Origin of the sequence: Streptomyces sp. NPDC060198 (assembly GCF_042728415.1) — a bacterium.
Taxonomy (GTDB): Bacteria; Actinomycetota; Actinomycetes; order Streptomycetales; family Streptomycetaceae; genus Streptomyces.
This window is the reverse complement of sequence record NZ_JBHWZJ010000237.1, coordinates 1-11,254: the sequence shown is the minus strand read 5'-3', so window position 1 is coordinate 11,254 and position 11,254 is coordinate 1. Positions and strand designations below refer to the sequence as shown.

Genomic DNA, 11,254 nt, shown 5'->3' with positions numbered 1-11,254 from the left:
CGACCGCTCGGTGGTCGCCCAGCGCTCCTTGGTCACCCCGGTCAGGTCGGCACCCTCCAGGAGACGCCGGCCCGCGTGGTCCTGCAGGGCGAGGAGCGAGGTCTCGATCGCCTCGTGCTCCGCACCGAGCCGGGCCAGCGCACGGTCCGCCTCGTCCCGGTCCATGACCGGTCCCGGGGGCCTTGCCGCGTAGCCGGGAAAGGGTCCCGCGACGCCCATCGCTCACCTCTCCGCTCTCCCCGACGGCCCGTGGGCCGGCGGGATCAGTTGCTCCGGTACGTGGGCGCCGGGGGCGCCGTGATGCCGGGCAGTCCGGCCTCCAGCCACGTGCGGTACGAGCGCATCCACGGGCTCCCCGCGCCGCCGCTGCGGTAGTCCGCCAGCACCTGGTTGACCCGGGCCACCAGGTCGTCGGAGCCGAGCTTGGCGGCGACACCGTAGTACTCGGTGGTGAACGGGCCGCCCTTGAGTTCCACCGTCGGGTCCTGGGCCACCTGGCCCGCCGCCAGCGCGTTGTCCGTCACCACGGCGTCCACCTCGCCGAGCTGGAGCCGTACCAGGCAGTCGAGCTGACTGGGAACGGTCAGCCGGTCCTCGTCCTCGGCGGTGCCGTCGTGCGCGTCCTCGAAGGCCGCGCCGTACGACTGCTTCTTCAGGGCCTCGTAGGCGGTGGAGCCCTCGGCGGTGCAGACCCGCTTCCCACGCAGCGAGGCGTTGTACCCGGTGATGTCCGAGGCCACCGGGGCGAGCACCTGCTGGCCCGCCTGGAAGTAGGCGGTGGAGAACGCGACCTGCTTCAGCCGCGCGCAGTTGACCGTCATCGTCCGCACCACCACGTCGACCCGGCCGCTCTCCAGCGCCGCGATCCGCTGGCTGGTCGGGATGGCACGGAACACCACCTTGGAGGAGTCGCCGAGGATGTCCCGGGCGATGGCCCGGACGAGGTCGATGTCGAAGCCCTCCAGCTTCCCGGTCGCCGGATTGCGGTAACCCCAGCGGTAGCTGTTCTGGTCCACCCCGGCGATGAGCTTGCCGCGCTCCTTGATCCGCTCCACCCCCGGCCCGTCGGTCCGGGACGGCGGCAGGCTCGCCTCCGGCTTCTCGCAGGTGTCGGCGCGCACCTGGGTGGCCGGGGCCGCGCCCGGTCCGGAGCCGCCGGCGAAGGAGCCGGAGGTCTCGTGCCCGAGCGGCAGCAGGGCGAACAGCGCGGTGAGCACGCAGGCCACGGCCATGGCCGTCACCCCGCCCCAGCCACGCAGGCTGCCCCTGCCGGTCCGCGTCCGTGGCATCGGGGTCCCTCCTTCCGCTCCTGCCTCCGCGGGCTCGTCGACCGGCCCTGGTGCTCGCTCGTTCACCGGTACTCCCCGAGTCTCCGGCCGGTCCCCGTGATCGCGGCGACCGCTCCCAGCAACGCCAGGACCCCCGCCCCGACCGGCAGCCCGTCCAGTGCGCCACGGCCCTTCCCGGCCGCCGCGTCGAACTGCTCCTGCTCATGGGCCAGGGCCGTCTCCAGGGCGGCGTCCACCTTCGAGAAGCACTCGCCGGTGGAGTCCTTCGCCCCGATGACCAGGGCGAGCGCGCCCTCGTAGTCCCCGCCGTCGTCGGTCTCGCGGGCGTCGGCGTGGCGCTTCTGCCACTCAGTCACGCTGCGGACGGCGGTCGCCACCGGGGCGCTCCCGAGGTCGTCGTCCGCCAGCTTCCCCGCCTCGCCCAGCTCCTTGCGGAGCGCGTCCATGTCCGAGGCGTAGTCGGTCTGGTACTGGTCGGCGGAGCCGTCGGCGGTGAGCACCGCGCCCCGGGCGACCAGGGTGAGGTTCTCGTTGGCGCGCGCCTTGAGGGAGGCGATCCGGGCGTCGTTCAGCACGTCGAGCGAGGCCTGGCCGTTCGCCATGGCGTCGTGCAGCTCGGTCCTGGCCAGCGTCTGGCCGACGGACAGCCACACCAGCACGGCGGCGGTCGCGGCGGTCGCGGCGAGCAGCCCGGGGCTGAAGACCCGGTTGGTCCGGCGGTAGTCGCGGCGCTGGGCCCAGGCCAGCACGGTCAGCGCCATGAACCCGGCGGCGAGGGCGACCAGCGGCCACTGCCGGGCGTCGCGCTGGTCCGTGTCGAGCCGGCCCGTCTCCGCCACGTACAACCGCTCCGCGGCGGGGAGGAGTTCACCGCTCATCTTCTGGTTGGCGTACCGGAGGTAGGCGCCGCCCAGCGGAAGCCCGAGGCGGTTGTTGGCGCGAGCCCGCTCGACCAGGCCGGTGTAGACCGGGAGGAGTTCGTTCATCGTGCGGATCTCGCGGCCCGAGGAGGTGCCGGACTCCGTGTTCGCCGCCGCCTTCACCAGCAGCCGGGAGGCGTTCTCGATGTCCTTCGTGTACTGGGCGCGGACGCTCGAAGGTTCCTCGGTGCCCGCGAGGAAGCCGCTCGCCGCCATCGTGTCCGCGTCGGCGAGCGAGCGGTAGACGGCCGCCGCGTCCGCACTCAGCGGCTGGCTGCGGCTCACCACGTCGTCCGCCGCGGCGGCCCGCCCGGTGGCTTCGACGGCGGTCACCGCCCCGAACGCCACGACGAGCAGCGCGAGTACGGCCGTGACGATCCGCAGCCGGCCCGGCTCGGTCGTCGCGGCGCCACGCAGCCGCCCCACCGGCGTGGACGCCGTCCCGCGCCGCTGCGCGGGCACGCCGGACACCCGCTCCGCTCCGTGCTGTCGCGGCGGGCCCCCGATCGGCGGGTGTGTCACTCGACTTCCCCCTCGGTCACTGACGGCGCCGTCGCCCCCGGCCGATCGGAGGAGTGGCGCCCGGCCTGAAGTATGGCCGCAGGGACCGGCATCCACCAGGAATACCTGGATCTCATACCGCTCTCCGCGTCTTCCCGTACCGGCGGGGGAGCCGTGCCGGCCGTGAGCGCGGCCTTCGCGCGGTGCCGGCGACCCTGCGTCCCCGTCCCACGGCCGCCCCGTACCGGACCGATTCCCCCCGGTGTGAACACGATCGGGACAACTGATCGGTTCCCGTACGCGAGGGGCGTCAGCTACCCCGTCGTACCGGAGTTGACGGACCGAAGCCCGGCGGCCGGCCCCCGGGGAGCAGCCGCTGGGCCCTCCCGCGCACCCTCAGGCGTACCGCGCGCGCAGCCTGGCGTACGCCTCGGGCGCCGCCCCCGTGTGGTCCAGGCCCAGCAACGCGGCCCCCAGCACGGGTGGTTGTGCCACCACGCTGATCCGGGCGCGGGGCGCGCGGGCCGCGAGCAGCGAGGCGATCCGGCCGTCCAGGTCCGGGTGGCGCGCGGCCAGCACGCTGCCGCCGAGAATCACCGGAACGTGGCTCTCCAGGAGCCCCAGCCGGTCCAGCGCCACCGAGGCCATCGCGACGACCTCCTCGGCGAGCCGGTCCACCACCGCGCGCGCCACCGGGTCACCGGCCGAGCCCGTCGCGAAGAGCACCGGGGTCAGCTCGTGCCGGCGCTCGTACGGGATGCGCTCCCGGTGCAGCGCCTCGATCAGCTCGTACATCGAACCGAGCCCGAAGTGCGCCGGGAGCGCACGCGCCAGCTCGGTCGGCTCGCCCCGGCCGTCCTCGGCGCGCGCGGCGAACCAGAGCGCCTCCTCGGCGAGCCCCGAACCGCCGCCCCAGTCGCCGGATATCCGGCCGATGGCGGGGAAGCGCGCGGTGCGGCCGTCCGGGAGCATGCCGACGCAGTTGATCCCGGCGCCGCAGACCACGGCGACGCCCCGGGGCTCGTCCACCCCGGCGCGCAGGATGGCGAAGGTGTCGTTGCGCACCTCGACCGTCCGGGCCCAGCCGCGCGCGTGCAGCGCGGCCGTCAACTCCAGTTCCTCCACGGGGAGGTCGGCGTTGGCGAGGCAGGCCGACACGTGCGCGACGGGCGACACCGGCTCACCGGCCGAGGCGAACGCCCCCGACACGGCGGCGGCGAGCACGTCCAGCGCGGCGGGAATCCCGACGACGGGAGGCTGGAAGCCGCCGCCCCGGGCCGTGCCGAGGACCGTGCCGTCCTCGCCGATCAGTGCCACGTCGGTCTTGCTGTTGCCCGCGTCGATGGCGAGGACAGAAGCGTTCATGCCCACGCGAGGTGCTCCCGGTTGTGCGCGACCAGCCGGTCCGTGAGGCCCTCCGCCAACTCGTACTGTCCGACCAGGGGGTGCGCGAGCAGCGCCTTGAAGACGCGGTCCCGGCCGCCGTGCAGGGCCGCCTTCAGCGCCAGGTCCTCGTACGCGGTGACCTGGGCGATCAGCCCGGAGTACAGCGGGTCCAGGGCCGGTACGGCGAGCGGGACGGCGCCCGATCCGTCGACGCGGGCCTGGGTCTCGATCACCGCGTCGTCGGGGAGGAAGGGCAGCGTGCCGTTGTTCCGGGTGTTGACCACCTGCACGGTGGGGGCGCCCCCGCCGAGCAGCGAGGAGGCCAGGTCGACGGCCGCCTCGGAGTAGAAGGCGCCGCCGCGCTTGGCGAGCAGCGCCGGCTTCTCGTCCAGCTTCGGGTCGCCGTACATCGCGAGGAGTTCCTTCTCCATCGCGGCGACCTCGGCGGCCCGGGACGGCTTGGTGCCGAGCTCCCGGACGACCTCGTCGTGGGAGTAGAAGTACCGCAGGTAGTAAGACGGGACCACGCCGAGCCGGTCCACGATCTCGCGCGGCATGTGCAGGTCGGCGGCGATGGACGCGCCGTGCTCGGCCAGCAGCCGCGGCAGTACGTTCTCGCCGTCCGGGCCGCCGAGGCGCACGCCCAGCTCCCAGGAGAGGTGGTTCAGCCCGACGTGGTCGAGGTGCACCTCGGCGGGGGAGACGTCCAGCAGCGCCGCGAACTTCCGCTGGAAGCCGATCGCCACGTTGCAGAGGCCGACGGCCTTGTGGCCGGCCTGGAGCAGCGCCCGGGTGACGATGCCCACCGGGTTGGTGAAGTCGATGATCCAGGCGTCCGGGTTGGTGCGGCGGACCCGCTCGGCGATGTCCAGCACGACCGGCACGGTGCGCAGCGCCTTGGCGAGGCCGCCCGCGCCGGTGGTCTCCTGGCCGACGCAGCCGCACTCCAGCGGCCAGGTCTCGTCCTGGTTGCGCGCGGCCTGTCCGCCGACGCGCAGCTGGAGCAGGACCGCGTCGGCGCCCTCCACCCCGGCGTCCAGGTCGGAGGTGGTGGTGATGGTGCCGGGGTGGCCCTGCTTGGCGAAGATCCGCCGGGCGAGGCCGCCCACGAGGTCGAGGCGGTCGGCCGCCGGGTCGACGAGCACGAGTTCCTCGATCGGCAGGGTGTCCCTCAGGCGGGCGAACCCGTCGATCAGTTCGGGGGTGTAGGTGGACCCGCCACCCACTACTGCGAGCTTCATTTCAGCCCTTCACTCCGGTCAGTGTGACGCCCTCGACGAATGCCTTCTGGGCGAAGAAGAAGACGGCGATCACGGGGGCCATGACCAGAACGGTCGCGGCCATGGTCAGGTTCCAGTCGGTGTGGTGCGCGCCCTTGAAGGACTCCAGGCCGTAACTGAGCGTCCAGGCGGCCGGGTTCTCGGAGGCGTAGATCTGCGGCCCGAAGTAGTCGTTCCAGGCGGCGAAGAACTGGAACAGTGCGATGGCGGCGATGCCCGGCTTCGCCATCGGCAGCACCACCCGCAGCAGGGTGCGCAGTTCGCCGCAGCCGTCGATCCGCGCCGCGTCCAGGTACTCGTCCGGGATGGTCAGCAGGAACTGGCGCAGCAGGAAGATGGAGAAGGCGTCACCGAAGGCCATCGGGATGATCAGCGGCCAGAGCGTCCCGGAGAGGTCCATCTGCTTGGCCCAGAACAGGTACATCGGGATGATCACGACCTGCGGCGGCAGCATCATCATCGAGACGACCAGCATCAGCGACAGCTTGCGGCCCCTGAAGCGGAACTTCGCGAGCGCGTAGGCGACGGGCACCGAGGACACCACGGTCAGCACGGTGCCGGCTCCGGCGTAGAGCAGGGTGTTGCGCCACCAGGTGAGGAAGCCGGGGGTGTCGAAGACCCGCCGGTAGTTCTCCCACTCCCAGGTGTCGGGGGTGAGGTCGCGGGTCAGCGCCTGCTGGTCGCTCATGAGCGAGGTCAGAGCCACGAAGACCAGCGGGAGGACGAAGAAGAGCGCGGCGGCGACGCCGAGCGAGTGCACCGCGATCCACCGCAGCAGCGCCTTGCGGCGGGCGGTCCGTTCGGCGGCCGTACGGGAGGTTCGGGCGGTCCCGGTCGTGGTGCCGGGCGTGTCGAGCAGCTGGGTCATGAGTCAGTCACCGGCCTGGACGAGGTTGTTGCGGCCCCGCATCAGCAGCGCGGTGAAGGCCATGGCCAGGGCGAACAGGACCAGGGCGACGACGCAGGCGGAGCCGTAGTCGAAGCGCTGGAAGCCGAGGTTGTAGACGAGCTGGGGGAGCGTCAGGGTCGACTTGTCGGGATAGCCGGGCTCGAAGGACTGCCCGGAGCCGCCGATGATGCCGGAGGCCACCTTCCCCGCCACCAGCGGCTGCGTGTAGTACTGCATCGCCTGGATGACCCCGGTGACCACGGCGAACATCACGATGGGCGAGATGTTCGGCAGGGTCACGAAGCGGAACCGCTGCCAGGCGGAGGCACCGTCCAGCTCGGCCGCCTCGTACTGCTCGGCGGGCACGTCCAGCAGCGCGGCCATGAAGATCACCATCAGGTCGCCGATGCCCCAGACCGCGAGCATCGTCAGCGCCGGCTTGGACCAGGTCGCGTCGTTGAACCAGCCGGGCGTCGGCAGCCCGAGGTCGCCCAGGATCGAGTTGACCGGCCCTGTCCCCGGGTTGAGCAGGAAGACGAAGGCGAGGGTCGCGGCCACCGGGGGCGCGAGGTAGGGCAGGTAGAAGAGGGTGCGGAAGAGCCCGGTGGCGGTCTTGATCCGGGTGATCAGCAGCCCGACGCCGAGACCGAACACCACCCGGCAGGTGACCATGACGATCACCAGCCAGAGGGTGTTCCGCAGGGACGGCCAGAACATGGGGTAGTCGGTGAAGACGTAACTCCAGTTCGACAGCCCGTTGAAGACCGGCGCCCCGAACCCGTCGTACTTCGTGAAGGAGAAGTAGACGGTCGAGACCATCGGATACGCGAAGAAGAAGCAGAAGCCGATCAGCCAGGGCGACAGGAACGCCAGCGTGCGCAGCGCCGACCTGCGGCGCTTGGAGCGGAGTGTGTAGGTGGTCATCGCTGGTTACTTGGCCTTGGCGATGTCGGTGTCGATCTGCGCGGCGGTCTTCTCCAGACCGGCCTGGAGGTCCTTCACCGCGCCCTTCTCGTACTGGTAGCCGAAGTCCTGGAGGGTCTGCTGGTACGTCGAGCCGTTGACGGCCCCGTCCGGGGTGTTGGAGTGCGGGTTCTGCGCGATGTCCAGGAAGGTCTTGAAGCGCGGGTCGAACTTCAGGTCGGGCGAGTTCAGCGCTGCGAAGGTGGAGGGCACGTTCTTGATGCCGTTGGCGAAGTCGACCACCGCCTGCGTGTCGCTGGTCATGAACTTGACCAGCTCCCACGCGGCGTTCTGCTTCTTGCTGGCGGGCGCGATTCCCATGATCGTGCCGGAGAGGAAGCCCTTGCCGTAGGTGTCGGCCTCGTCGTCGGCGACGGGCATCGGCGCGACCCCGATCTCGAAGTCCGCCCCCGCCTCCTCGGCCATCCCGAGCCGCCACTCGCCGTCCATCTGCATGGCGACCTGGCCGGTCTGGAACGGGTGCTTCGCGCCCCACTCGTCACCGAAGGAGCCGCGGTACTTCTCCAGCTTGTCGTAGCCGCCGAGGTCCTCGACCAGCTTCTTCTGGTAAGTGAACATCTCGGCGAAGGCCGGGTCCTTCGCGATGTTCGACTTGCCGTCCTTGTCGAAGTACGTGTGGTCCCAGGAGCCCAGGTAGTGGTCGGCGACCGACTCGTAGCCGTGGAAGGTCGGCATGAAGCCGAGCTGCTGGTAGCTGTCGCCCTTGGTGACGGTGAGCTTCTTGGCGTCGGCGGCGAACTCGGAGAGGGTCTTCGGCGGTGCGGCGATGCCGGCCTTCTCGAACGCGTCCTTGTTGTAGTAGAGCCCGTACGCGTCGGCGAGCAGCGGCAGTGAGCAGCGCTTGCCCTCGAACTGCGTGTAGTCCAGGAGCACCTTCGGGAAGGTCTTCTCCAGGTCCAGCTTCGACTTCTCGATGAACGGCGTCAGGTCCGCGAACGCCCCGGACGAGCAGAACTTGCCGACGTTCGAGGTGGTGAACGAGGAGACGACGTCCGGGCCGTTCGAACCCCCGGCGCGCAGGGCCTGGTTGAGCTTGTCGTCGTTGATGTTGCCGACGACGTTCACCTTGATGTTCGGGTGGGCCTTCTCGAACCGGTCCACGTTGTCCTGGACCGCCTTGACCTCGGACGGGGCGCTCCAGCCGTGCCAGAAGTTGATGGTGGTCTTCGCGTTCGGGTCGTCCGAGGCGCCGCTCTGCGACTGGCCGGTACACGCGGTGGCGAGGACGGATATCGCGGCGACCGCGACGGCTGCGGTGGTGAGGCTGTTTCTGCGCATGGCGAAGCTCCTTGGACGGGGTGAAGGAGAGGCAACAGAGGGACGGGGGTGCGATCGGGAGGTCAGGGGCGGGAGGTGTCGAACACCTCGTCGCGGGTGTCCGCGAGAGCCCGTTCCAGGGCGCCGCGCAGGACCGGCAGACGGACGGTCTCGGCGAGGACGAGCGGGGGCCGGGAGGCCGCCAGCTCGGCGAGTTCGGACTGGATCAGCGCGCGCAGCCGTTCGCCGCCGGCCGAGATCAGCCCGCCGGCCAGCACGATCAGCCCGGGGTCGAGCACGGCCGTCAGGGAGGCGAGCCCGGTGGCGAGCCGCTGCGCGTAACTCCGTAGCAGCTCGGTCAACCGCTCGTCCTCGCCGTACTCGGCGGCGGCACGGGTCAGCAGGGCGGCCGCGACCTCCGGATAGGGCTGCTGCGGGGTGTCGATGCCCAGCGACGCGGCGAGCCGGGGAATCGCCTGGGCGCCCGCCAGCTCCTGGAAGCCGCCGCTGTTGGCCTTGACGACCTGGCGTACGAGCGGGGTGCCCGGCACCGGCAGGAACCCGACCTCCCCGGCGCCGCCGGTGAAGCCGCGGTGCAGCCGGCCGTTGATGACGAGGGCGCCGCCGAGGCCCTCCTCGTTCCAGAGCAGGACGAAGTCGTCGTGGCCCCGGGCCGCCCCGCGCCGCTGCTCGGCCACCGCGACCAGGTTCACGTCGTTCTCGTACTCGACGGGCATCGGCAGCGCCGCCGCCAGCTCGTCGAGCAGGGTGGGGGAGTGCCAGCCCGGCAGGTGCGAGGCGTAGCGCAGCCGGCCGGTGCCCGGGTCGAAGGCGCCCGGGGTGCCGATCACGACCCGGTGGATCACCGACCGGTCCAGTCCGGCCTGCTCCACCGCGGCGTCCAGCGCCCGGACGACCTGGTCGACCGCGCTCTCCGCGCCCCGGCCGGGGGTGCGGAGCTCGAACTCGCCCACCGTCTCACCGGTGACGTCGGCGACCGCCGCCACGATGCGCTGGGCGTTCACGTCGAGCCCGGCCACGTACGCGGCCCCCGGATCGACCGCGTACAGCTGCGCGTTCGGCCCCGGGCGGCCTTCGGTGGTGCCGGTGATCCGTACCAGTCCGGCCGCTTCCAGACGCGCCAGCAGCTGCGAGGCGGTCGGCTTGGAGAGACCGGTGAGCTTGCCGATCCGGGTGCGTGAGAGCGGGCCGTACTCCAGCAGCAGATCGAGTGCGGCGCGGTCGTTCATGGCGCGCAGCAGCCGAGGGGTGCCGGGGACGCCGGCGCCCGGTGTGGTTCCTGGCATGGAGGTGGGTCCGCTCTCTGTTAGGAAAGTTTCCTATCCGGTGAGAGGAAAATAGGCGTCCGTGCCCGGGGCGTCAAGGGGAGACGGCCGCGGGACGACCGGGCAACGAAAGCGTTACCCGCAGGGGTGCGTGGGAGCCCGCTCCGAAACACGGGGGAGGGCCCCCGCGCCATCGCGCAAGGGCCCTCCGGAGTACTGGTCGTGCTACTTGGTGATGCTCGGCGGGGCGAGCGGCGTCGCGGCGAGCGACTGCGGCGAGGTCGCCGAGGCGTACGCGGACGGGGCGGCCATCGCCGCCGTCGGATCGGCCTTCGACTCGCCCTCCGGCTGCGCGGGCGCGGCACCGATCATGCGGATGCCCGCCTCGTCCAGCGATCGCTTGATGCGCCAGCGCAGCTCGCGCTCCACGGTCAGCGCCTTGCCCGGCATGGTCTTCGCGGTGACCCGTACGGTCATCGAGTCCAGCAGTACGGCGTCCAGGCCGAGGATCTCCACCGGGCCCCAGAGCCGCTCGCTCCACGGCTCCTCCTTCGCCATGACCTCGGACGCGGCGGTGATGGCCGCGCGGACCCGGTCCAGGTCCTCGGTCGGCCGGACCGTCACGTCGACTCCGGCGGTGGACCAGCCCTGGCTGAGGTTGCCGATCCGCTTCACCTCGCCGTTGCGGACGTACCAGATCTCGCCGTTGTCGCCACGCAGCTTGGTGACGCGCAGCCCCACCTCGATGACCTCGCCCGAAGCGACCCCGGCGTCGACCGTGTCCCCGACGCCGTACTGGTCCTCCAGGATCATGAAGACCCCGGAGAGGAAGTCGGTGACGAGATTGCGCGCGCCGAAACCGAGCGCGACACCGGCGACACCGGCGGAGGCCAGCAGGGGCGCCAGGTTGATCTCGAAAGCGCCCAGGATCATCAGCGCCGCCGTGCCGAGGATCAGGAAGGAGCTCACCGACCGGAGTACGGAACCGATCGCCTCCGAGCGCTGGCGGCGCCGCTCGGCGTTGACCAGCAGGCCGCCGAGGGCGGTGCCCTCCACGGCCTGGGCGCTGCGGTTCATCCGCTCGATCAGATTGGTGAGGGCGCGGCGGATCAGGTAGCGCAGCACGATCGCCACGGCGGCGATCAGGATGATGCGCAGGCCGGTGCTCAGCCAGGTGGACCAGTTCTGCTCGACCCACCCCGCGGCGTCGCCGGCCTGCCGGGCTGCCTCGTCGAGCGAGCCTCCCGACCCTGTGGACACAGTGGCGGCCAGCAGAACGGACGGGGACACGGTGGGACCTCCAGCACGGGCGACAGCGGATCAACCAGGTTAACGACGGGCGCGGCCCGGATGATGTCCGCAGCCCACCGAGAGACGCATCTCATCCGGAAATCACACCTTTGTGCCGCGTTTCTTCGCGAAACCGACCGCCCGCCGCACGGTCGCCTCCGCCCCGCACGGT

At 71.5% G+C, this 11,254-nt stretch carries 9 protein-coding genes and 1 pseudogene; all 10 read right to left on the bottom strand.

The window, feature by feature from the left end; genetic code table 11:
• Nucleotides 1-219 (bottom strand): annotated as a pseudogene (locus ACFWEP_RS24440) (hypothetical protein); the annotation flags it as partial.
• 44 nt (nt 220-263) lie between these two features.
• Nucleotides 264-1,289 carry a glutamate ABC transporter substrate-binding protein gene (locus ACFWEP_RS24435; protein ID WP_387372887.1) on the bottom strand — a complete coding sequence of 342 codons (1,026 nt, stop codon included), beginning with the start codon at nt 1,287-1,289 and terminating at the stop codon, nt 264-266.
• 62 nt (nt 1,290-1,351) lie between these two features.
• Nucleotides 1,352-2,731 carry a hypothetical protein gene (locus ACFWEP_RS24430; RefSeq protein WP_387372885.1) on the bottom strand — a complete coding sequence of 460 codons (1,380 nt, stop codon included), beginning with the start codon at nt 2,729-2,731 and terminating at the stop codon, nt 1,352-1,354.
• A 375-nt stretch (nt 2,732-3,106) separates the two neighbouring features.
• On the bottom strand, nt 3,107-4,081 hold the full coding sequence (locus ACFWEP_RS24425) for an N-acetylglucosamine kinase (protein WP_387372883.1): 975 nt from the start codon (nt 4,079-4,081) through the stop codon (nt 3,107-3,109).
• A complete protein-coding gene (locus tag ACFWEP_RS24420; RefSeq protein WP_387372881.1) occupies nt 4,072-5,337 on the bottom strand; it encodes a 6-phospho-beta-glucosidase in 1,266 nt (421 codons plus the stop codon). The genes ACFWEP_RS24425 and ACFWEP_RS24420 overlap by 10 nt, the downstream gene beginning before the upstream one ends.
• A 1-nt stretch (nt 5,338) precedes the next feature.
• Nucleotides 5,339-6,244 carry a carbohydrate ABC transporter permease gene (locus tag ACFWEP_RS24415; protein WP_387372879.1) on the bottom strand — a complete coding sequence of 302 codons (906 nt, stop codon included), beginning with the start codon at nt 6,242-6,244 and terminating at the stop codon, nt 5,339-5,341.
• A 3-nt stretch (nt 6,245-6,247) separates the two neighbouring features.
• A complete protein-coding gene (locus ACFWEP_RS24410; RefSeq protein WP_387372877.1) occupies nt 6,248-7,189 on the bottom strand; it encodes a carbohydrate ABC transporter permease in 942 nt (313 codons plus the stop codon).
• 6 nt (nt 7,190-7,195) lie between these two features.
• Nucleotides 7,196-8,527 carry an ABC transporter substrate-binding protein gene (locus ACFWEP_RS24405; RefSeq protein ID WP_387372875.1) on the bottom strand — a complete coding sequence of 444 codons (1,332 nt, stop codon included), beginning with the start codon at nt 8,525-8,527 and terminating at the stop codon, nt 7,196-7,198.
• A gap of 62 nt (nt 8,528-8,589) precedes the next feature.
• On the bottom strand, nt 8,590-9,813 hold the full coding sequence (locus tag ACFWEP_RS24400; protein ID WP_387372873.1) for an ROK family transcriptional regulator: 1,224 nt from the start codon (nt 9,811-9,813) through the stop codon (nt 8,590-8,592).
• 204 nt (nt 9,814-10,017) lie between these two features.
• Nucleotides 10,018-11,082, bottom strand: a complete 1,065-nt coding sequence (locus ACFWEP_RS24395) for a mechanosensitive ion channel family protein (RefSeq protein WP_387372872.1) — start codon at nt 11,080-11,082, stop codon at nt 10,018-10,020.
• Between the last annotated feature and the right edge of the window lie 172 nt (nt 11,083-11,254).

Excerpts from the sequence above, each read along its gene's own strand:
- ACFWEP_RS24435 (WP_387372887.1), bottom strand. The coding sequence starts at position 1,289 with ATGCCACGGACGCGGACCGGCAGGGGCAGCCTGCGTGGCTGGGGCGGG.
- ACFWEP_RS24405 (WP_387372875.1), bottom strand. The coding sequence starts at position 8,527 with ATGCGCAGAAACAGCCTCACCACCGCAGCCGTCGCGGTCGCCGCGATA.
- ACFWEP_RS24415 (WP_387372879.1), bottom strand. The coding sequence starts at position 6,244 with ATGACCCAGCTGCTCGACACGCCCGGCACCACGACCGGGACCGCCCGA.
- ACFWEP_RS24420 (WP_387372881.1), bottom strand. The coding sequence starts at position 5,337 with ATGAAGCTCGCAGTAGTGGGTGGCGGGTCCACCTACACCCCCGAACTG.
- ACFWEP_RS24400 (WP_387372873.1), bottom strand. The coding sequence starts at position 9,813 with ATGCCAGGAACCACACCGGGCGCCGGCGTCCCCGGCACCCCTCGGCTG.
- ACFWEP_RS24410 (WP_387372877.1), bottom strand. The coding sequence starts at position 7,189 with ATGACCACCTACACACTCCGCTCCAAGCGCCGCAGGTCGGCGCTGCGC.